This window comes from Streptomyces sp. NBC_00523 (assembly GCF_036346615.1).
Taxonomy (GTDB): domain Bacteria; phylum Actinomycetota; class Actinomycetes; order Streptomycetales; family Streptomycetaceae; genus Streptomyces.
The window spans coordinates 389,690-410,857 of the sequence record NZ_CP107836.1 but is presented as its reverse complement, the minus strand read 5'-3'; the positions used below and the strand labels follow the sequence as shown (position 1 = coordinate 410,857).

At 72.5% G+C, this 21,168-nt stretch carries 21 protein-coding genes; 8 read left to right on the top strand and 13 right to left on the bottom strand.

Annotation, left to right across the window (positions count from 1 at the left end; all coding sequences use genetic code 11):
- Nucleotides 1-64: 64 nt before the first annotated feature.
- Genes OHS17_RS01985 through OHS17_RS01970 form a run of 4 tightly spaced genes read right to left on the bottom strand, consistent with a single transcriptional unit; the run spans nt 65 to nt 4,390 of the window.
- Nucleotides 65-1,291, bottom strand: a complete 1,227-nt coding sequence (locus tag OHS17_RS01985) for a ketosynthase chain-length factor (RefSeq protein ID WP_330310755.1) — start codon at nt 1,289-1,291, stop codon at nt 65-67.
- Entirely contained in the window at nt 1,288-2,577 is a 1,290-nt protein-coding gene (locus tag OHS17_RS01980) for a beta-ketoacyl-[acyl-carrier-protein] synthase family protein (protein WP_330310754.1), read from the bottom strand. The genes OHS17_RS01985 and OHS17_RS01980 overlap by 4 nt, the downstream gene beginning before the upstream one ends.
- The gene (locus OHS17_RS01975) at nt 2,574-2,900 is read right to left on the bottom strand and encodes a TcmI family type II polyketide cyclase (protein ID WP_330310753.1); all 327 of its coding nucleotides are present in this window, start codon (nt 2,898-2,900) and stop codon (nt 2,574-2,576) included. The genes OHS17_RS01980 and OHS17_RS01975 overlap by 4 nt, the downstream gene beginning before the upstream one ends.
- A gap of 26 nt (nt 2,901-2,926) precedes the next feature.
- Nucleotides 2,927-4,390: an FAD-dependent monooxygenase gene (locus OHS17_RS01970; RefSeq protein ID WP_330310752.1), complete on the bottom strand. Its 1,464-nt coding sequence runs from the start codon at nt 4,388-4,390 to the stop codon at nt 2,927-2,929.
- Nucleotides 4,391-4,749: 359 nt separating this feature from the next.
- Between OHS17_RS01970 and OHS17_RS01965 the strand changes: the two genes are divergently transcribed.
- From OHS17_RS01965 to OHS17_RS01945, 6 genes are all read left to right on the top strand, one after another.
- On the top strand, nt 4,750-5,433 hold the full coding sequence (locus OHS17_RS01965; protein ID WP_330315129.1) for a response regulator transcription factor: 684 nt from the start codon (nt 4,750-4,752) through the stop codon (nt 5,431-5,433).
- On the top strand, nt 5,426-5,506 hold the full coding sequence (locus tag OHS17_RS33850) for a putative leader peptide (protein WP_443053202.1): 81 nt from the start codon (nt 5,426-5,428) through the stop codon (nt 5,504-5,506). Before OHS17_RS01965 ends, OHS17_RS33850 begins: the two co-directional genes overlap by 8 nt.
- 109 nt (nt 5,507-5,615) lie before the next feature.
- Complete coding sequence (locus OHS17_RS01960; protein WP_330310751.1) at nt 5,616-7,247, top strand: ABC transporter substrate-binding protein; 1,632 nt, start codon at nt 5,616-5,618, stop codon at nt 7,245-7,247.
- A gap of 2 nt (nt 7,248-7,249) precedes the next feature.
- Nucleotides 7,250-8,206, top strand: coding sequence for an ABC transporter permease (locus OHS17_RS01955; RefSeq protein WP_330315128.1), 957 nt, complete (start codon nt 7,250-7,252; stop codon nt 8,204-8,206).
- Nucleotides 8,203-9,114 carry an ABC transporter permease gene (locus OHS17_RS01950; RefSeq protein ID WP_330310750.1) on the top strand — a complete coding sequence of 304 codons (912 nt, stop codon included), beginning with the start codon at nt 8,203-8,205 and terminating at the stop codon, nt 9,112-9,114. The genes OHS17_RS01955 and OHS17_RS01950 overlap by 4 nt, the downstream gene beginning before the upstream one ends.
- Entirely contained in the window at nt 9,111-10,784 is a 1,674-nt protein-coding gene (locus OHS17_RS01945) for an ABC transporter ATP-binding protein (RefSeq protein ID WP_330310749.1), read from the top strand. The genes OHS17_RS01950 and OHS17_RS01945 overlap by 4 nt, the downstream gene beginning before the upstream one ends.
- On the opposite strand, the gene OHS17_RS01940 is transcribed toward OHS17_RS01945, so the two are convergent.
- From OHS17_RS01940 to OHS17_RS01915, 6 genes are all read right to left on the bottom strand, one after another.
- Nucleotides 10,752-11,426 (bottom strand): 4'-phosphopantetheinyl transferase family protein, encoded by a 675-nt coding sequence (locus OHS17_RS01940; protein ID WP_330310748.1) that lies wholly within the window; start codon nt 11,424-11,426, stop codon nt 10,752-10,754. The genes OHS17_RS01945 and OHS17_RS01940 overlap by 33 nt on opposite strands.
- Nucleotides 11,427-11,455: 29 nt before the next feature.
- Complete coding sequence (locus OHS17_RS01935; RefSeq protein WP_330310747.1) at nt 11,456-12,376, bottom strand: alpha/beta hydrolase; 921 nt, start codon at nt 12,374-12,376, stop codon at nt 11,456-11,458.
- Between the two features lie 151 nt (nt 12,377-12,527).
- Nucleotides 12,528-13,358, bottom strand: coding sequence for an ABC transporter ATP-binding protein (locus tag OHS17_RS01930; protein ID WP_330310746.1), 831 nt, complete (start codon nt 13,356-13,358; stop codon nt 12,528-12,530).
- Nucleotides 13,355-14,434 (bottom strand): FecCD family ABC transporter permease, encoded by a 1,080-nt coding sequence (locus tag OHS17_RS01925; protein WP_330310745.1) that lies wholly within the window; start codon nt 14,432-14,434, stop codon nt 13,355-13,357. The genes OHS17_RS01930 and OHS17_RS01925 overlap by 4 nt, the downstream gene beginning before the upstream one ends.
- Nucleotides 14,431-15,441 (bottom strand): FecCD family ABC transporter permease, encoded by a 1,011-nt coding sequence (locus OHS17_RS01920; protein WP_161207372.1) that lies wholly within the window; start codon nt 15,439-15,441, stop codon nt 14,431-14,433. The genes OHS17_RS01925 and OHS17_RS01920 overlap by 4 nt, the downstream gene beginning before the upstream one ends.
- 36 nt (nt 15,442-15,477) lie before the next feature.
- Entirely contained in the window at nt 15,478-16,518 is a 1,041-nt protein-coding gene (locus OHS17_RS01915; RefSeq protein ID WP_330310744.1) for an ABC transporter substrate-binding protein, read from the bottom strand.
- A gap of 186 nt (nt 16,519-16,704) precedes the next feature.
- Here OHS17_RS01915 and OHS17_RS01910 point away from each other — a divergent pair, with 186 nt between their 5' ends.
- Nucleotides 16,705-17,496 (top strand): hypothetical protein, encoded by a 792-nt coding sequence (locus OHS17_RS01910; protein WP_330310743.1) that lies wholly within the window; start codon nt 16,705-16,707, stop codon nt 17,494-17,496.
- Between the two features lie 13 nt (nt 17,497-17,509).
- Here OHS17_RS01910 and OHS17_RS01905 read toward each other — a convergent pair whose 3' ends face one another.
- The 3 genes from OHS17_RS01905 to OHS17_RS01895 form a co-directional block, all read right to left on the bottom strand.
- Nucleotides 17,510-18,226 (bottom strand): type 1 glutamine amidotransferase, encoded by a 717-nt coding sequence (locus OHS17_RS01905; protein ID WP_330310742.1) that lies wholly within the window; start codon nt 18,224-18,226, stop codon nt 17,510-17,512.
- A 24-nt stretch (nt 18,227-18,250) separates the two neighbouring features.
- Nucleotides 18,251-18,520: a hypothetical protein gene (locus tag OHS17_RS01900; RefSeq protein ID WP_330310741.1), complete on the bottom strand. Its 270-nt coding sequence runs from the start codon at nt 18,518-18,520 to the stop codon at nt 18,251-18,253.
- Nucleotides 18,521-18,629: 109 nt separating this feature from the next.
- Nucleotides 18,630-18,839, bottom strand: coding sequence for a hypothetical protein (locus tag OHS17_RS01895; protein ID WP_073865364.1), 210 nt, complete (start codon nt 18,837-18,839; stop codon nt 18,630-18,632).
- Between the two features lie 211 nt (nt 18,840-19,050).
- Between OHS17_RS01895 and OHS17_RS01890 the strand changes: the two genes are divergently transcribed.
- A complete protein-coding gene (locus OHS17_RS01890; protein ID WP_330310740.1) occupies nt 19,051-21,159 on the top strand; it encodes a cellulose binding domain-containing protein in 2,109 nt (702 codons plus the stop codon).
- Nucleotides 21,160-21,168 lie beyond the last annotated feature (9 nt).

The window sequence follows — 21,168 nt, the reverse complement described above, 5'->3', positions numbered from 1 at the left end:
GGGCGTGACGGATGGTGGCGCGGGCGCGCAGCCGGGGGTGGGGGAGTCGCGGTGTACGGGAGCGTCACCCCGGTTCGCCGTCGCGGCGTACGACGAGCGCGGAGTTGAAGCCGCCCTGTCCCCGGGCGAGGACCAGCGCGGTGCGCAGCGCGGCGGGGCGGGGACGGGGCCCGACGAGGTCGATCTCGTACCCCTCGGCGAGGGTGGAGCCGACGGTCGGCGGGATGACGCCGTCCCGCAGGGACAGCAGGGCGGTGGCGACGTCGAGCGGCGCCGCGCCGGAGTACAGCCGGCCGGTCATCGTCTTGGGGGCGGTGACCGGCACCCCGCGCGGCCCGAAGACCTTGGTGAGTGCCTCGGCCTCCGCCCGGTCGAGTTCCGGCACGGCGGCCGCGTCGGCGAACACGACGTCGATGGCGGCCGGTTCGCTTCCGGCGTCGGCCAGGGCGAGTTCGATCGCGCGCTGGAGCCCGGGGGCCCGTCCGCTGCCGGGTCGCGGGTCCATCGTCGCGGCATGGCCGGTGATCTCTCCGTACACCCGGGGGGCGCCCCGGCGGCGGGCGTGCTCGGCGTCCTCGACGACGAGGAGGGCACCCCCCTCACCCGGCACGTGCCCGGAGGCCTCGCTGTCGAAGGGGAGGTAGGCGCGCGCGGGGTCGTCGGAGGTGGTGAGCCGGCCGCCGGCGATCTGCGCCACCCATCCCCAGGAGCACAGGGAGGCGTCCACGGCGCCGGTGATGAGGACGGGAGTCCCCTTGCGGACCTGGCGCCGGGCCTGGGCGAGGGCGTCGAGGCCGCCGGCCTGGTCGCTGACGACGACGCTGCTCGGTCCCTTGGCACCGGTGCGGATGGAGATCTGCCCGCTGTTGACCGCGTAGAACCAGGCGAACGACTGGTACGCGGAGACATAGGTGCCGCCCTTGCTCCACAGCGCCTTGAGCTCGTTCTGGCCGAACTCGAAGCCGCCCGAGTGCCCGGCGGTGATCACGCCGACGTCGTAGTCGGGCAGATCGCCCGGGGTGACGTCCGCGTCCGCCAGGGCCCAGTCGGCCCCGACGAGCGAGATCCGCGTCATCCGGTCGGTCTGCGGCAGGAGGCGTCCCGGCAGCAGTTCGGCGGCTTCGAAGCCGCTGATCTCGCCGGCCAGCCGGGAGGGGTAGGACGTGGGGTCGAACCGGGTCAGCGGGGCGATGGCCCGCCGCCCCGCGAGGGTGGCCCGCCAGTAGGTCTCCAGACCGAGTCCGTTGGGGGCGGCGACACCGATTCCGGTGATGACCGTCCGGGCGCTCATCGGGTGCTCCGATCGGGGCGGGCGAGGACGACCGCGCTCTGGAAGCCGCCAAAGCCGCTGCCGACGGACAGCACCGCGTCCGTCCGCCGGTCGCGGGCGGTCAGGGGCACGTAGTCGAGGTCGCATTCGGGGTCGGGGTTGTGGAGGTTGGCCGTGGGCGGGACGACGTGGTGCTCCATCGCCAGCACCGACGCGGCGACCTCGATCGATCCGATGGCGCCGAGCGAGTGGCCGACCATCGACTTGATGGAGGAGACGGGCGTCCGGTAGGCGTGCTCGCCGAGGCTCCGCTTGAACGCCGCGGTCTCATGGCGGTCGTTCTGCTTCGTACCGGAACCGTGGGCGTTGATGTAGTCGATGTCCTCGGCGTCCAGCCGCGCCTCGTCCAGGGCCACCCGGATCGCCTCGGCCATCTCCTTGCCGTCGGGCCGCAGCCCGGTCATGTGGAAGGCGTTGGACCGGGTGGCGTAACCGGCCACCTCGGCATAGATGTGGGCACCACGCCGCCGTGCGCCGGACAGCTCCTCCAGGACGAAGACGGCGGCGCCCTCACCGAGGACGAAACCGTTGCGGCTGGAGTCGAAGGGACGGGAGGCGTGTTCGGGGTCGTCGTTGCGGGGGGTGGTGGCCTTGATGGCGTCGAAGCAGGCCACCGTGATGGGGGAGATGGGGGCGTCGGTGGCACCGGCCACCATCACGTCGGCGAGACCGTCCCTGATGACCCCGGCGGCGTGGCCGACGGCGTCCAGCCCGGAGGTGCATCCGGTGGAGACGACCGTGCCCGGCCCCTCGGCGCCGACGGCCCAGGCGACCTCCGTGGCGAAGGAGCTCGGGACCAGGAAGTTGTAGAGGTGCGGCACGGCGTAGCGGTGGTCGACCAGGTCGAGCCTGCCGCCGTCGCTGACCGTGCGGTACTCCTGGTCGAGTCCGGTGGTGGCGCCGACGGCGCTGCCGATGGTGACCCCGGTGCGCACGGGGTCCAGAGCCGTGAAGTCGAGCCCGCTGTCGTGGACGGCCTCGCGGGCGGTGACGACGGCGAACTGGGCGGCCCGGTCCATCCGCCTGACCTCCTGCGGGCCGAGACCGGCGAGCTCAGGGTCGAAGTCCACCTCCGCCGCGACCTGGGATCGGAACGGCGAGGGGTCGAAGAGGGAGATCCGTCGCGTTGCGGTCCGGCCGTCGGAGATCAGCCGCCAGAAGTCCTTGGTGCCGAGGGCGCCGGGAGCGGTGACACCCACCCCGGTGATGACGACACGGCGTTCCTGCCCGGGCGAAGTGGCGGTCACGTGGCGCTCCAATGGTAGAAGCGCTGGGCCAGGGCATCGGCCGGCGAGCGCCAGGTGGTGGGGTCGTAGGCCGCGATGTGGGGCTTGAGGTCGTCGCTGATGCCGATGAACCGGCTGTCCGACTTGGCGGCCTCGATGCGCTCGCCGCCGTCCTCGCCGTCGAAGTCCTGCAGGTGGAAGTAGAGCCCGCGGTACGCGAACAGCTGGCGGCGGCGCGTGCCCATCCGGTGGGGCATGTCGGTGGTGTCGAACTCGCCGAAGAGACGGGCGACTTCGTCGGCGCTTCCGATCTCCATCCGGGCGACGATGAGGTTGCTGTGCATGGTGGCCTCTCTGAGAGCGGTCGGGGTCAGGCCGGTCCGAACCAGCGGTCCAGCGCGGTGGGCAGGTCGTGGTGGCTGCCGGGGGCGGCCCAGGCGACGTAGCCGTCCGGGCGGAGCAGGACCGCGGTGGTGCCGGCGAGCCCGGCGGGCAGGGAGCCGTGCGGGGTGCCGGTGACCACGTCGATCCGGTCCCGCCAGCGGGCGGCCCTGCGGCGCGGCCAGGGGTTGTCCGTGAGGTCGAGCAACACCCCGCGGCCGGAGCGGAGCAGGGCGGTGGAGCTGGTGCGCCCGGCCCGGGTGGTCAGGTTCAGCCGGGGCATGCGGGCGCCGAGCAACGGGTGGGAGCCCGTGCCGACGTCGTACCGGATGTCGGTCCCGCTGACCTTGGCGGCGAGGTGGCGGGCCACCTCGTCGTACGGGAGGAGTTCGGACAGGACGTCCCGCAGCGGTTGCACGTCGTCGCCGCCGAGGATGAGGAGGCTCTGCGCGCGGGTGTTGGCCAGCAGCTGCCGCCCCACCCGGTGGCGTTCCGAGTGGTAGGTGTCGAGCAGGGTGGCGGGAGCGGTCCCGCGCAGGACGGCGGCGAGCTTCCAGCCGAGGTTGAACGAGTCCTGGATGGAGGTGTTCATGCCCTGTCCGCCGGCCGGCAGGTGGATGTGGGCCGCGTCCCCGGTCAGCAGCACCCGGCCCCGCCGGTACTCGGACGCCTGACGGGTGGCGTCGGTGAACGCGGACACCCACACCGCTTCGGCCCCCGAGATGTCGCCGCCCGTGAGCCGCTTCCACACATCGGCGACCTCGTGGAAGGAGGGCGGCCCGGTGCGCCGCCCCGGCAGGGCGCCGCGTTCGCCGACGATGACGCGGTGCAGGCCGTCGCCGAGCGGGGCGGACATGACCATCCCGCCGGCGAGGCTCTGCCCGGTCGCCCGGGCATCCACGTCCACGCCCCTGATGTCGGCGAGCAGCAGCTCCGTGGTGGCCTCGGTGCCGGGGAAGTCGAAACCGGCCGCCTTGCGGACCGCGCTGCGCCCGCCGTCCGCCGCGACGAGATAGTGCGCGGTGAGCGTGGATTCCCGGTCGCCCGCCCTGACGCGAACGGAGACCGCTTCGCCCGTGTCCTGGAGCGACAGGAACGCGTGGCCGCGCCTGATGTCGGCGCCCAGTTCCCGCGCCCAGCCCTCCAGGACCGTCTCGGTGACGGACTGCGGGATGCCGCGGGCGGCGGGATGCGCGCCGCCGAGGACCGCCAGGTCCAGCGGGATGCCGCCGAAGTGGCCCCGGGTGCTGGTGTCCAGTTCGCCGAACCGGGACAACAGTCCGCGCTGGTCGAGACTTTCCGTCGTCCGGATGGTGAAACCCAGTCCCCGCGATTCCCCGGTACGCCGGGAAAGGCGTTCGACCACGATCACATCGATTCCGGCCAGACGTAATTCACCGGCGAGTACGAGTCCTGCCGGCCCCGCTCCGACAATGATGACCGAAGCATCCATGGAGTCTCCCGACTGAAGGTCCGTTCGATTCCTGCTGACGTGAAACATCCTCGGCCGCCGCACTTTTTGTTTTCAAGGCGGAAACGTCAAGGTCCTGCGCAAGGAGATGTCAAGCGAACGTCAAGTCGCCGGGGCGGATGTCTGACATTCACGCGGCGGGTAAAAGCCCCGCGCCGGGTCGACTGCGCGGCCGGCGCCAAGGAAATGTCAGGGGAAGTACAAATCCCTGTTCAGGAAGGCGCAGGACACCCTCTCGGACCGCCTCCTGTGACCCCGCTCACAGTCAGGTGCGCGGCCGGGTGTCTAGCCTGAGGCCCGCAACTTCGGTGCTGCGCCCGCACCATGGAACGGGGGAATTGATGCGCGTCCTGGTCGTTGATTCCGACAGGTCGAACGGAAACACGTTGAGTGCCCAGCTGAAGCGTCACGGGTACGACGTGGAGATCTGCACGACGGGCACCGAAGCTCTGGAAAAGCACGAGAAGTTCGACCTCTTTCTCATCGATCTCCTTCTTCCCGACATCGACGGCCTGGAGGTCTGCCGGGCCGTCCGGGCGACCAGCGATATTCCTGTCATCGCTTTCACGGACGCCGGGATGAAACTCGACCGGATCCTGTGCCTGCAGGCGGGCTGCGACGACTGCATGGCGAAGCCGTACGGGTTCCGCGAACTTCTCGCCCGCATCGACGCCGTACTCCGGCGGTCCCGCCCGGTGGCGGCACGCACCACGCGGGCGGAGGCGATCGCGCACGGTTCGCTGTGCATCGATCCGGAGACGCGGGAGGTGCGGCTCAACGGACGGCTGATCGGCCTCACCCTCAAGGAGTTCGACCTGCTCCACCGGCTCGCGTCGGAGCCGCACACCGTGCACTCCAGGGCCTCGCTGATGGCCGCGGTGTGGGGGTTTCCGGGACACCATGTCCCCGGCGGCCGGGCCAGCCGGACGATCGACACCCACGTGAGCGCGGTCCGTGCCAAGCTCGGCTCACCCGACTGGATCATCACCGTACGCGGGGTCGGCTTCAGGATGGGCCGTGTCTGAGTGGATACCGCTGACGACCCGTCGGCACATCGATCTGCAACGCCTCGCAGGCTTCCTCTGTCCGGGGTACTGACCCCACCTCCCGCACCTCACGCGGGCACGCGTGTGCCATGGGCCCGCGACGCCCGCGCCCCACCCCGGTCTCCTCATTTCCGCTCTCGCTCACCCGGAGTCGTACCTTCATGTCCAGACGTCCCATGCCCGCGCGCCGTTTCGCGAGCTCCCCGGCCACCGCCCTCGCCGCCGCGCTCGTCCTCTCACTCGCCGCGACGGCCTGCTCCGGAGCATCCGGGTCCTCCGGCAAGGCGGCGTCCACGCCACGGTCCGGCGGCCACCTCAGGTTCGCGATGGCGGCCGACCCCGGCTGCGTCGACCCGCACCAGGCCGCGACCACCGACGCCCTGTACGGGGCCCGCGCCTTCGTGGACTCGCTCACCGACCAGAACCCGACGACCGGCCAGATCGTGCCGTGGATCGCACGCTCGTGGCAGGTCTCGTCCGACGCCACGCAGTTCACCTTCAGCCTGCGCACGGACGCCACCTTCGCCGACGGCACCCCGGTCGACGCCAAGGCGGTCAAAGCCAACCTGGACGCCGTCGCCGCCCTGGGCGCCAAGTCGATGCTGGGCGCCGGCTACCTCCAGGGCTACCGCAGCACCGAGGTCGTCGACCGGTACACGGCCAAGGTCACCTTCAAAAAGCCCAACGAGCAGTTCCTCCAGGCGACTTCCACAGCGACACTCGGGCTCCTCGCCCCCGCGAGCCTGAAACTCCCCGCGGACAAGCGCTGCACCGCGAAACTGATCGGCTCCGGGCCGTTCACCCTCGACGGCTACACCCCGAACACCTCGGTCGAACTGACCAGGCGCAAGGGCTACACATGGGGCTCCCCGCTCTGGAAGCACTCCGGAGCCGCCTATCTGGACAAGCTCACCCTGAGAGTCGTCCCCGAGGCCGGTGTACGCAGCGGGAGCCTGAACTCCGGACAGGTCGACGCGATCGCGGGCGTCGCGCCGCAGGACCAGGAGACCCTCACCGGGCAAGGGCTGAGCGTCCTCGACCGGCCCAACCCCGGTGTCCCCGTCGCCCTCAGCGTCAACACCGCACGACCGCTGACGAAGGACCCGGCCGTGCGGCACGCCCTCCAGACGGCCGTGGACCGGGACGAGGTCGTGCAGACCGTGCTCAGCCCCAGCTACCTCCCCGCGACCAGCGCGCTGTCCAGCAGCACGGGCGCGTACGCCGACAACAGCGCGCTGCTCGCCCACGACCCCGGGAGGACGAGGAGGACGCTGGACGCGGCCGGCTGGGTACCCGGCCCGGACGGCATCCGGGTGAAGAACGGCAAGAAGCTGAACCTGAAGGTGATCCTGGGCGCGAACTTCGGACCCAACCAGACCGTCCTGGAACTGATCCAGCAGCAGCTGCGCAAGACCGGGATCGGCCTCACCCTCACGCTGCTCTCGCTGCCGGACTACCAGCAGGCGCGCGGCGCGGGCGACTACGACCTCGCCTGGGGCAACGGCACCCGCAACGACCCGGACATCCTGCGCACCGCGTTCTCCGGCAAACTGCTCAACCTCGGCCGCATCGACGACCCCCGGCTGGAACGCTCGCTGGACGCGCAGGCCGCCGAGATCGACCCGGAGAAGCGGGCAGCCCTGGTCGCGACCGCACAGCGCCGGGTGCTGGAACAGGGCTACCAGATCCCCGTGTTCGAGATGGCGAGCGTCTACGGAATCGGCGAGAAGGTGCACGGCCTGACCCTCGACTCCACGTCCTACCCGCAGTTCCACGACGCGTGGCTGTCCTGACCATGACCACGTACGTCGTACGCCGGCTCGCCCAGGCCGTCTTCGTCCTCTGGGCCGCCTACACCCTGTCCTTCGGTGTGCTGTACCTGCTGCCCGGCGACCCCGTGACCGTCATGGCCGCCGGGGGCGGGGACAGCACCTCCGTGACCCCGGAACAACTCGCGTCGCTGCGCACCCGGTACGGTCTCGACCGGCCGGTGGCGGAGCAGTACGCGACACGGCTCGGGCACGCCCTGCACGGGGACTTCGGCACCTCCGTACACACCGGCGAACCGGTCGGGCGGATGATCGCGGACGCGGCTCCCGCGACGCTGGAACTCACGGCGGCCACGCTGGCCCTGGCCCTGCCCCTGGGGGCCGGGGTCGCCCTGGCCGGCACATACACCCGCCGACGGTGGGCGGCGCAGCTCCTGCTGTCGCTCCCGTCGGCGGGGGTGGCCGCCCCCACCTTCTGGACCGGCCTGGTGCTCATCCAGCTCTTCTCCTTCCGCTGGGGGCTGTTACCGGCCTTCGGGGACGGAAGCGCCGCCTCGCTGCTGCTCCCGGCGGTGACGCTGGCGCTGCCCGCGGCCGCGCTGATCGCCCAGGTCTTCGCGAAGAGCCTGCGCACCGCACTCGCCGAGCCTTACATCGGCACGGCCGTCGCCAAGGGGGCGAGCCGGCTCCGGGTCCACTTCTCCCACGCGGCCCGCAACGCGGCACTCGCACCGCTGACCGTCGTGGGGGTGCTGGTCGGCCATGTGCTGGCGGGCTCCGTGGTCGTCGAGACCGTCTTCTCCCGCAACGGGATCGGCCGCCTGACGGCGACCGCCGTGTCCGCGCAGGACATTCCCGTAGTCCAGGGGCTGGTGGTGGCCGGGGCCTGCGCGTTCGTCCTGGCGAACCTGGCCGTGGACCTCCTGCACCCGGTGCTCGACCCGCGCCTCACGGCGACGGGCCCGAAGGCGGTGGCCACATGAGCGCCCTCGGCACGTCCCCCGACGGCGGGGCCCCCGTCGCCGCGTCCTTCGACGGCGCGCCGCGCCAGGCGCCCGCGCGGCTGCGCCGGACCGCCGGGTTCTGGCTCGCCCGGCCCGGCCTCGTCCTGTCCGTCGTGTTCCTCGCCCTGGTCCTGCTCGCCGCACTGCACCCCGCCCTGTTCACCGGCCGCGATCCGCTGGCCGGGGTGCCCGCCGACCGGCTCCGGCCGCCCGGCGGGGACCACCTCCTGGGTACCGACCAGCTCGGCCGTGACCTGTTCACCCGGCTGGTGCACGGCAGCTCCCTCACCCTGCGGGCGACGGCGCTCGCCGTCCTCGTCGGCCTGGTGGCGGGGTCGCTGACCGGGCTGGTGGCCGGTGCGGCCGGAGGCTGGGCCGACAGCGTGCTGATGCGGCTCACCGACGTGCTCCTCGCCGTGCCGGGACTGCTGCTCTCGCTCGCCCTGGTCACCGCCCTCGGCTTCGGGACCGTGCAGGTCGCCGTCGCCGTCGGGGTGACCAGCGTGGCCATGTTCGCCCGGATCATGCGGGCCGAGGTCCTGCGGGTCGCCCGCTCCACGTACGTGGAGGCCGCCCGGGCGAGCGGCACCCGGTGGTACGCGGTGCTGCTGCGGCACGTACTGCCGAACGCGGCCGGGCCCGTCCTCGTCTACGCGGCGGTGGACTTCGGCGGCGTCGTGCTCCAGGTGTCGTCGTTGTCGTTCCTCGGTTACGGGGCGCGCCCGCCGGCCCCCGAGTGGGGGTCGCTGGTCGCCGGCGGCCGTGACTACCTGGCCACCGCCTGGTGGCTGACCACCCTGCCCGGACTCGCCCTGGCGGCGACGGTCCTGGCCGCCAACCGCATCGCCCGCGCCCTCGACGGCGAGGCGAAGGAGAGCGCCCCATGACGAAACCCCTGACGGCACCGGACGGACGGCCCGGGGAATCCGGCCCCCTGCTCGGCATAGAAGGGCTGAGGATCTCCTACCGCACCCGGGCGGGCCGGGTGGACGCGGTGCGCGGGGTCTCCCTCACCGTCGCACCGGGCGAAGTCGTGGCCCTGGTCGGCGCTTCGGGCTCGGGCAAGTCCACGACGGCCCACGCCGTCGTCGGCCTGCTGCCGCCCGGGGCGACGGTCACGGCGGGCCGCGTCCTCTTCGGCGCGACCGACCTCGCCGCGGCCGGTGAACCGGAGCTGCGCCGCCACCGCGGCCGGGACATCGGCTTCGTCCCGCAGGACCCCATGGTGTCGCTGAACCCGGTGCGCCGCATCGGCCCGCAGATCGGCGAAGTGCTCCTGATCCACAAGCTGGTCCCCGGCCGGCGGGAGGCCGCGGAGCGCGCCGTCGAACTGCTCGCCGAGGCGGGCCTGCCCCAGCCGCACCTGCGGGCCCGGCAGTACCCCCACGAACTGTCCGGCGGAATGCGCCAGCGGGCGCTCATCGCGATCGCCCTCGCCGCCCGGCCCAAGCTGCTGATCGCCGACGAGCCGACCAGCGCGCTCGACGTCACCGTGCAGCGCGCCCTCCTCGACCACGTGGACGAACTCGTCGCCCGTACGGGCACGGCGGTGCTGCTCATCACCCACGATCTGGGTGTCGCCGCCGACCGCGCCCAGCGCGTGGGGGTGATGTCCCAGGGTGAGATCGTCGAATCGGGGACGGTCGGCGAGGTGCTGGGCGATCCCCGGCACCCGGTCACCCGGCACCTGCTGCGTGCCGCGCCGAGTCTCGGTTCGGTACGGGAGCGGACCCCGCCGGTCCGGTCGGCCGGGGCCTCGCGGGACCTGGTGGTGGCCCGGGGACTGGTGAAGGAGTTCACCCGGGGCCGTCGCGGCCGGGCGCCGGTCCGGGCGGTCGACTCGGTGGACCTGACCATCCGGCGGGGGGAGACGCTCGCCCTGGTCGGGGAGTCGGGCTCGGGCAAGTCGACCACCGCCCGGCTGCTGGTCCGCCTCGCCGACCCGACGTCCGGCACGGTCCACTTCGACGGCGAGGACATCAACTCGCTGCGCGGGGAGGCGCTGCGGCGGCTGAGGCGTCGCATGCAGATCGTCTACCAGAGCCCCTACGCCTCCCTCGACCCGCGCCTGACGGTGGGGGACATCATCACCGAGCCCCTGCGCGCGTACCGGGTGGGCGACCGGGCCGGGCGCTCCCGGGAGGCGGCGGCCCTTCTGGACCGCGTGCATCTCCCGGCCGGTACGCTCCGGCGGCGCCCGCAGGAGCTGTCGGGCGGGCAGCGGCAGCGGGTGGCCATCGCCCGCGCACTGGCGCTGCGACCCGATCTCGTGGTGTGCGACGAACCGGTCTCGGCGCTCGACGTCGCGGTGCAGGCGCGCATCCTGGAACTGCTCACCGAACTCCAGGACGAGTCGGGGCTGAGCTGCCTGTTCATCTCGCACGACCTCGCCGTGGTCCGGGGCATCGCCCACCACGTCGGCGTCATGCGGGGCGGTCGGCTGGTCGAATCGGGTCCGGTGGCGCAGGTGTTCGCCAAGCCCTCCCACCCGTACACGAGGGAGCTGCTCGCCTCGGTGGCCGGTTCACGCCATGCCGGTGCGATGAACGCCGGGTAGCGGTACGGGGTACGCGACGGCGGTCGCCGCCGCGTACCCGGGAGGAGCGGCCAGATCGCGGACGTGCCAGCCGGGCGGCTGCGTCCCGTCCAGGAGGCAGTCGGTGGCCAGACCGCGCGCGAGGCCCGTGCCGAGGCCCTTCAGATAGGCCTCCTTCCGCGTCCACAGCCGGGCGAAGGCGGCTGCCCGCGCGGCCCGGGGGACGCGCAACAGGCCCTCGCGCTCCGCCGGGTGCAGCCGGGGCAGCAGCGCGTCGACGGTGCCGGTCCGGGGCACGCGCTGCACGTCGACGCCCACGGGCACGGCGGCGACGGCGATCAGGATCAGGTCGTGGCTGTGCGAGAGGGAGAAGTGCGGCCCCTCCGGGAAACCGAGCAGCACCGGCCGCCCTCCCGGACCGCTGCCCGCACCGCCGGGCCGCTCGCGCCCGAACCGCAGCCGTGCCGCGTCCGTACCGGTGCACTCCGCGAGGACCTCGCGCAGCGCGGCATGCGCGGTGACATAGCGGAGCCGGGCGCGCGGATCGGCGAAACCGGCGGCACGGGCCCGCTCTCCCGCGTCGAGGCAGCCAGGGACGGGGAACCGCGAACCCGGGGCGGGCAGCGACAGCGTCCGCAGCCGGACCCGAGGCGGAACGCTCACGCGGGAGGGACGGGCCGGGGCGGCGGCGGTCACCGTGCGGCGGCCCGGTCGCCCGTGTCGAGGCACTCGTCGAGAAAGGCCAGGGCACGCAGGTGGTACGCCCGCGCGGCGGAACCCAGGCTGACGTTGTGCCCGGCCGCGGCAAGCCGGTCGACCAGCACCCGGGGCGCCGCCGAGAACTGCGCGGCGAGGTCCGCCAGATCGGCGTCGTCGTGACGCCACCACGCCTCGTGCTCGGCGAAGGTGAAGCGCACCGGCACCCGCACCCGGGGCAGCAGACGGGCGGACAGCGTGTCCCACTCCACCGCCGACTCGACCTCCCGCCGTGGCATCGGGGCGACGACCGCCCCGCTCTCGCGGAACGTCCCGGCCGGATACAGCCGCAGCGGACCCCAGTTGAGCCGCCGCAGCCCGGAGGCCGTGGAGCGGCCGAGCAGCCCGGCGGAGGCGGCCGGCCGGTGCCCGCACCCGGAGACGTCCAGGCCGACGTAGGAACCGGGCGGGGCGTCGGCGGCGAGAGCGAGGGCGAGCTTGCCGCCGAAGGAGTGGGCGAGCAGGAAGAGCGGCGCGGACACCTGGCGTTCCCGCGCGTCGGCGAGCGCCGCACGGACCGTCTCCGCCTGCTCCGGCAGCGACTGGCCGGCGGGCAGATACGGGGCCGACGCGCCGTATCCGGGCCGGTCCAGTGCGAGCACGGCGCAGCCGAGGCGGGCGCCGAGCGTCAGCAGGGAGACGTCCGGATGGGCCTGCCCGTCGAAGTACCCGGCGCTCATCCCGCCGCCGTGCAGGGCGACGACGGTCGCCCGCGCCGGACGCCCGTCCGCGGGCTCGCTCAGCAGCGCGGACAGGGGGATGCCCGCCGCGTCGAGGGTGATCCTGCGGACCCCTGGCGACAGACGGCCGGGGGCGCCGGTCTCCGGTGAAGGGCGTGCCGTGGTCGTCAGCATCATGCGTTCCCGTTCTGGTCGAGGTCCACCGCGGGCTCCTCTCCAGCATCGGGCGCGCCCGACGGACGGGACAAGGCATGCCGGTTCAGGACTACCGCAGAACTCCGCCTCCGCCCGGTCAGGGGAATGTCAGGGTTTCGACGCTCCGGCCCCGTCAGCGCGTGATCGTCTTCTCCGCCGCCGACGGCTGCCAGCTGTACCCCGGGACGACGAGGCGGCCGCCCGTGAGGGGATCCGGGATGATGACCGACGACAGCCCGAAGACCTCCTGCACCATCTCCGTGGTGACCACCTCGTCCGGCGCCCCCTGCGCCACGATGCGCCCGTCCTTCATCGCGACGAGGTGATCGGCGTAGCGGATGGCCTGGTTCAGGTCGTGCAGCACGGCGACGACGGTGCGCCCCCGCTCCAGATTGAGACGGCGCACCAGGTCCAGGACCTCCACCTGATGGGCGACGTCCAGATACGTCGTGGGCTCGTCCAACAGCAGGAGTTCGGTGTCCTGCGCCAGGGCCATCGCGATCCACACGCGCTGGCGCTGACCCCCGGAGAGTTCGTCCACCGGCCGGTCGGCGAGGGACGCCGTGTTCGTACGCTCCAGCGCCTCGCTCACGGCGCGCTCGTCGGCCTCCGACCACTGCTGCCACCACTTCTGGTGCGGCTGCCGGCCCCGCGCCACGAGGTCGGCGACGGTGATGCCGTCGGGCGGCGTGGGGGACTGCGGGAGCACGCCGACGGTCCGCGCGATCTCCTTGGCGGGGAGGCCGGCCAGTTCGGCGCCGTCCAGGAGCACGGCACCGCGCCGCGGCTTGAGGAGACGGCCGAGCGCCCGCAGGAGCGTCGACTTTCCGCAGGCGTTGGGCCCGACGACGATGGTCACCTTGGCGTCGGGTATCTCCAGGTCCAGGCCCTCGACCACGGTGCGGTCCTCATAGGCGAGGGTCAGGTCGTGCGCCGAGAGGCGGCTGGCGGACGGGCGGCTCATGACGAGATGCCTCCGGATCGGCTACGGGTACGGACGATGAGCCACATCAGGTACGGCGCCCCCACCACGGCGGTGAGGACACCGGTCGGCAGCTCGACCGGGGAGAACAGGCGGCGGGCCAGCAGGTCCGCGACCACGACGATCAGCGCCCCGGCGAGCGCCGACGACAGCAGCGGGGTCTGCGCGGTGCGGGTGAGGCGGCGCGCGATCTGCGGGGCGAGCAGCGCCACGAAGTCGACCGGCCCCACCGCGCCGGTCGCCACCGACGCCAGGACCACGCCGAGCACGGTCAGCCCGAGCCGGACCCGGCCGAGGCGCAGTCCGAGCGCGGTCGCGGTGTCGTCGTCGAACGACGCGCCGCGCTGGGCCCGCGCCGCCCACAGGGCCGCCGGCAGGCCGACGAGCAGGACGACGACGAGCGGTCCCGCCTCGTCGTAACCGCGGCTGTTGAGCGAGCCCGTGAGCCAGACCTTGGCCTGCTGGGCCACCAGATAGTCGCCCTTGGTCAGCAGCAGCTGGGTCAGCGAGCCGAGCGCGACCGACACCCCGATGCCGACCAGGACGAAGCGGGAGGAGTGCAGCCCGCCCCGCCACGCGCACACGTACACGAGCAGGGCCGCCGCCAGGCCACCGGCCACGGAGACATAGGGCAGCGCGTCGGCGGCCACGGCGTTGAAGCTCAGCGCGGCGACCGTGGCCGCACCCGCCCCATGGGTGACGCCGATGACGTCGGGGCTGGCCAGCGGGTTGCGGGCGACGGTCTGCACCAGCGCCCCCGCGACACCGAACGCCACCCCGGCGAGGAGCCCCACGACCAGACGCGGCAACCGCAGCGTGCCCACCACGAGTTCGTCGGGGCTGGGGCGGCCGAGCAGGACGCGTACGACCTCGGACGGCGCCACGAACGACTCGCCGACGCACAGATACGCCACCACCGCGCACGCCAGCAGCACCGCGAGCACCAGGGCGACGACCGCCGCCCGGCGGTGTACGAGGAAACTCGCCCGCCCGCGCCGCAGCACCTCATGCCCGGCGGGGCGCAGACGCGGGGTGACGGTGGCTTCGAGGTTGCTCACGCCGCCACCACCTTCCGGCGCCGCACCAGCGCGACCAGGAACGGCACACCGATCAGGGCGGTCATGACCGCCACCGGCACCTCCGAAGGCGGGAAGAGAACGCGTCCGAGCACGTCGGAGCCGAGGATCATCACCGGACCCAGCAGGGCCGCCAGCGGCAGCACCCAGCGGTGTGCCGTGCCCACCAGCGCGCGGGCGATGTGCGGAACGGCCAGACCGGTGAAGGCGATCGGGCCCACCGACGCCACGGCCGCCCCGGTGAGCACGAGCGCGCCGAGGGCACCGAGGGCCCGCAGCCGCCCGACGTTGTTGCCGAGGTTCCGCGCGGCGTCGTCGCCCAGCGCGAGCGCGTCCAGACCCCGGGCGATCATCGCGACCAGGACCATCCCGGCCAGGACGAACGGCCATACCTGGCCGATCACTTCGCCGTCGCGCCCCCCGATCGAGCCGACCTGCCAGAACCGGAACTCGTCCAGGGCCCGCGCGTTGGTGGTGGCGATCCCGGACACCAGCGAGGCGAGGAACGCGTTCATCGCGGCCCCCGCCAGGGCGAGTTTGACCGGTGAGGCCCCGCCGCGCCCGCCGCTGGCGACCGCGTACACACCCACCCCGGCCAGCGCCGCTCCGGCGAACGCGAACCACACGTAGCCGTTCAGCGAGTGCACCCCGAAGAAGGCGATCGCGGTCACCACGCCGACCGAAGCGCCCTGGCTCACGCCGAGGATGCCCGGTTCAGCGATGGGGTTGCGGGTGATGCCCTGCATGACCGTTCCCGCGAGAGCGAGCGCGGCGCCCGCGAGCACACCGATCACCGTCCGGGGCACCCGCAGCGCGCGTACCACTTGGGCGTCGTCGCTGCCGCCGTCGTGGAACAGCGCCTGCAGCGCGTCCCCCGGCGCGATCTGGCGGCTGCCGACGGTGAGGCTCAGCAGGACAGCGACCAGCAGCATCGCCGCTCCGGCCAGCAGCCAGCCCGCCCGTCGGCGGGTGAGGTCGGTTGGCGACATGCGCCGTGCTCACTCTCTCTTCTCGGTCCGCGGCCCTCAGGCCGTCAGGTACTTCTCGAGGTCGCCGAGGACCTCGTCGGCGGCGGTCACACCGAGGCCCAGGTACCAGGTCTCGTCCGGCACGTCGAAGGCGTGGCCGTCCTTGACCGCCTTCAGGTTCTTCCAGAGCGGGTTGGCCTGCGCCTTGCTCTTGTCGGTCGCCTTGGCATCGCCGTACACGCCCGTGAAGATGAAGTCGGCGTCGGCCTGGTCGATGTTCTCGGCGCTCACCTCGGCCGCCAGGTCCGCGATGTCCTGGTTCTTGGGGCGCGGGATGCCGACGTCCTTGAGGATGGTGCCGATGAAGGAGTCGTTGGCGTAGAGCCGGATCAGACCGTCGGGCAGGTAGCGGACCATTGACACGGTCGGCTTGTCCGCCCCGAGCTTGTCCCCGAGGGCCCTGGTCTTCTTCTTGTACGCGGCGAGGTTCGCCTCGGCCTGTGCCGTCTTGTCCAGCGCGGCGGCGTTGAGGAGGTAGTTCTCCTTCCAGGTGAACCCGGGCCGGATGGAGAAGACCGTGGGCGCGATCTTCGACAGCTCGTCGTAGGAATTGGCGGCGCGCAGCTGGCTGCCCAGGATCAGGTCGGGCTTGAGCGCGGCGATCGCCTCCAGGTTGAGGCTGTTGATCGTGCCGATGTTCTTCGGGGTGCCCGCGTCCTTCTTGAGATACGAGGGCAGCTCCGGCGACCCCTCGGTCGGCGCGAGACCGACCGGCTTCACGCCGAGCGACACGACGTTGTCGAGCTCACCGACGTCGAGCACGACCACGCGCTTCGGCTGCTCCTTGATCTCGGTGCTGCCCATGGCGTGCTTGACCGTGCGCGGCCACTGACCGGGCTTCGCGTCCGTGCCGAGCGCCGCGGTCTTCGCCGCCGCGTCGCCGAAGTCCTTGCCGCCCTTGGCGACCGACTTCGAGTCCTTGGACCCCTGGGAGGAGGAGCCGCCGTTGCCGGAGGAATCGGCGCCGCACGCGGCCAGCGACAGCGCGGCAGCGACGGCGAGGGCGACTGCGGCTGTTCCACGGCGCCGATATGACATGAACGTGCTCCTCGTTTTGTTCACCATTGAATGATTAGGTGAGGCTCACCTTATGCCAACGTTATCCATGGGTTGTACGCGGGGGTAAGGGCGCCTACGGGCGTCGCGTGGCCGCGGTGTACGAGCGCGATCTCGGGGAACGGCTTTGAGCGGAACTGGGACCGGAGCCGAATCGGGAGAACAGGCGTGACCGACGATCAGGAAGACGCTCAGCAGGTGAGGGACGATCTCGAATCCGCCATCGGTCACTACATGGCGGTCGTGGCGAGCCGACTCCTCGACGAGGGTCTGCCCGTGGCCGCGATCTCGGCGTACGGGGCCTACGACGACGAAAGCCAGGACGACTTCGGCGCGGACGTGGAAGGCAGCGTGGAGTTCACCGGCGGGTTCTGCCGGGCGTCCTTCGGCGGGGGTCGGGACGCGGGGCTGCTGTGGTGCGGTGTGTCGGGCTGGTGCTTCTTCCGCATACCCGAGGGCTCGGGCCAGAGTCTGCACGAGTCCGCCCGCTGGATGGGCGGCGGCCTGACGCCCGAACCCGGCCGGGTCGCCGCGTTCTTCTCCGAGGCCCGACTGGATCCGGACTTCGCGGGCAGCGAGGACCGGCCCTTCTACCGCACGTCGCACACGGAGCCGGAGGAGCTGCTGGAGCGGCTCGCGGTCTTCGACACGTACGAGGGCGCGGAGCGATTCCGGGACCATGAACGCCGGTTCGCGAGCCGACGCGCCGACGCGTACGGGAAGCGTGTGGTGAGCGCTCTGGCTGCGCGGGAGCAGGAGGTCGTCGAGATGGTCTTCCGTAGCGGCGAACTGCACGCGTTGCGCACGCTTCTGGAGTACGCGGAGGGGGCGGCGCCGCAGGGTGACGCCCGGGAGCTCGCGCGGAGACTGGCCTCGGATCTGTCACTGCGGGCCCGGCACGGCCGGAAGGACGTGGACGAGCACTGCGCGGCGTTCGTCTACGCGAACGAGCGGCGCTGAACGTACCCGCCCCCTACGGCCGACGCTCCCGCCCAGGGGAGCGGCACACGGACGCGAACCGTCCGGTGAAGACGGACCACGCCGCGACGGCGGCCTCTTCGTCGGCCACGGCCCGAGCGTGCAGCCGGTCCCGGTCGAGGCCCAGGGCGGCCAGCCGGTCGCGGTCCCACGCGGTGATGTTCCGGGCCTCCGCTTCCGGGTGGAACTGCACGCCCCAGGCCCGGTTCCCCACCCGGAAGGCCTGATACGGGCAGCGGTCGCTGGAGGCGAGCCAGGCCGCCCCCGCCGGGAGCCGGGTGATCGCGTCGACGTGCCGCTCGACCGCGGGCACCGTCTCACCCAGCCCCGAGAACAGCGGGTCGTCCGCGGCTTCGGGCCGCAGCCGGATCGTCGTGCTGCCGTACTCCGGCTCGCCGTGCGCGGCCCGCACCATCCCGCCCGCCACCTGGGCGAGCATCTGCCCGCCCAGGCAGATCCCCAGCATCGGTGTGCCGTCCGCCAGCGCCTGCGCCACCAGGCGGCGGGTGGCGGCGAGCCAGGGCGCGCGTGCGTCGTCGTCGGGGAGGAAGCCGCCGCCGAGCACGACGAGCGGGCGGCCGCCGAGCGCGGAGGGCAGCGCCTCACCGGCGTACGGACGCAGCACCCGCAGCCCGAGCCCCGCCGCACTCAACCAGTCACCGACTCGCCCGGGACCTCCACGCGCGGTGTTCTGCACGACCAGGACGGACACAGGACATCAACCTCCTCGTACGCGTCAAGCTGCCCGGCGACGACGGTAGTACGCGTACGTGAGGGCGAGCACGATCGGGCCCCACAGCATCACCGGGCTGATGCACACGCGGGCCGGCGCCATCCACCAGCCGTTGCTGAAGCCGACCTCGTGAAAGCCGAACAGGCCGAACCAGGCCAGGGGCATGGTGTCCCACAGCGCGATCAGGGCCCGCGCGAACCGGAGCGCCCAAGCCGGAGCAGGGCGTTCGGTGGCGCTCGGCGCGGTGGCGTCAGGAGAGAGGCTGATCGGCATGGATCCACCGTTGCCGAAAGCCGGTGACGGAGCGTCGGCTCCGCGGACGAGCGCCCTCCCCCGCGCGGGGGAGGGCGCATCGGCGGATGGTCGGAGCCGCGCGGACGGGTCAGGGCACCGGAATGCGGATGACCGGGTGGAACGGGCGCTTGACGTAGCCGCTGCGGACATTGCGGCACGTCGGTGCCTCGCACATGAAGAACTCGTCCACCTTCGCGCGTCCCGTCTCACCCCTCAGCCAGGACTTCTCGTCGTCCGTGAGGGGCCGGTGCATCTCGTCGGAATCGCACGTATAGCAGAACAAGGTCTGTGCCTTCATGTGATCTCCCAGTAGTTCCGGATGAGCCGGTCATCGGCACCGGTCATCGACAGTAGAGAAGGCCGAGGCCGCTCCGGAAGCCCCCATTCGGCTCAGTTCCCTTGCCTGCCGCGGCCGTTGACAGGGCGTCACGCCCCTCCCCATCATGGGAGCGCTCCCATGCTCCTGTCCCACTCCATCCGTGCCGCCGAGATCCCAGGAAGGATCACCCATGGCGCCAACGCACAGATCCCCGCAACGCCCCCGCCACCTCGCACGCGCCGCCGCCGTCCTGGCCGCCTCGCTCGCCGTGCTGGCCTCGCTGACCGGCGCGGCCCCCGCCGCACCGCGGGCCGGCGCGGACGTCGACGTACAGGTGAACGCCCAGGCGTCGCTGGGCACGCTGACCGGATCCGCCCGCGGGGTCAACACCGCCATCTGGGACGCGCACATGAACGACCCCGAGGTGGCGGACCTGATGACGGCGGCCGACGTCGGGGTGATGCGCTACCCGGGAGGTTCGTACGCGGACATCTACCACTGGGAGACGCACACGGCACCCGGCGGCTACGTCGCCCCGGGCACCGGCTTCGACGCCTTCATGGGCACCGTCCGCGACGCCGGGGCGCAGCCGATCCTCATCGCCAACTACGGCTCCGGCACCCCGGAGGAGGCGGCCGGCTGGGTCAGGTACGCGAACGTCACCAAGAAGTACGGCGCGAAGTACTGGGAGATCGGCAACGAGATCTACGGCAACGGCCACTACGGCAGCGGCTGGGAGAACGACGAGCACGCGGACAAGAGCCCGCAGGAGTACGCGCGCGAGGTACGCGCCTACGCGGCGGCGATGAAGGCCGTCGACCCCACGGTCAAGATCGGCGCGGTCCTCACCAGCCCGGGGGAGTGGCCGGACGGAGTCGTCGGCGACGGCGACTCCGGCGACTGGAACCACACCGTGCTCCCGGCCGTGGCCGACGTCATCGACTTCGTCAGCGTCCACTGGTACGCGGGCGGCTCGGACACCACCGCCGACGCGGCCCTGTCGAAGCTGGCCAAGCTGCCCGGTGAACTCCGGGAGGTGCGCAACCAGATCGACCGGGTCGCGGGCGCGCACTCACCCGACATCGGGATCGCGCTCACCGAGATCAACACCAACACCGGCGGCGCCCGGCTCACCGCCCGCCCCAACGGCCTGTTCGCCGCCGACGCGTTCATGACGGCGCTGGAGAACGGCGTGTTCAACGTCGACTGGTGGAACACCCACAACGGCGCCGGGGAGATCACCACCGTCGACGGCGAGACCGACTACGGCGACATGGGCATGCTGTCCAGCGGCGCCTGCACCGGCGACGTCTGCGAACCGGCACCGAACACGCCCTTCGCCCCGTACTACGGGATGAAGATGACCGCCCGACTGGGCACCGCGGGCGACACGATGGTCGCCGCCGAGTCCTCCGCGCAGGACGTCTCGGCACACGCCGTGCTCCGCGACGACGGACGGCTGAGCGTCATGCTCGTCAACAAGGACCCGGACACCGCCCGGACCGTCGCTCTCGATTACGACGGCTTCACCCCGTCCGCCGCCGCGCCGGAGGTCAGCCGCTACGCACGCGGCGACAGCGACATCACCGAGGTCACCGACGGCGAAGCGTCCGCGTCCCGGGTCACCGTGCCCCCGTACGCCCTGCTCACCGTGACCCTCGAACCGGAGGCCGGGACCGGGCCCGCCGCTTCGGCCGCGGGCACCCCGGGCACCCCGCGCCTGGACGCGGTCACCGACACCACCGCACGCCTCACCTGGGACGGTGCCACGGGCGCGGCCCGTTACCTGGTCCAGGAGCGCGACGGCGCCCACACCCGCCTGGTCGGTGAGGCCACCGGCACCTCCGTCACCCTGCGGAACCTGCCACCGGGCAGCACCCACACGGTCAACGTGCTGGCCGCCGACCCGGCGGGGCGGCCCTCCGGCCCGTCCGCGCCCCTGACCTTCACCACCGGCACCCCGGCGGACGCGGTCTGCTCGGTGACCTACCACCGGGACTCCAGCTGGGGCAACGGCTTCGTGACCACCGTGACCGTGCGGAATCTGGCTGGCACGCCGATCACGGGCTGGACGGTGGACTGGGACTGGCCGACCACGGGCCAGGCGGTGGACTCCGGCTGGAACGCCACGTTCCACCAGACCGGTTCCCATGTCCGGGTCACCGCTCCCGACGGCGCGGGCCCGCTGGCGCCGGACGGCGGTTCGACCGCCTCCTTCGGGTTCGTCGGCGCCAACGACGGCCCCAACCCCGACCCGGCCGTCTTCCGCCTGAACGGCGCGGTCTGCTCGGGCGGCTGACGCCCGCGT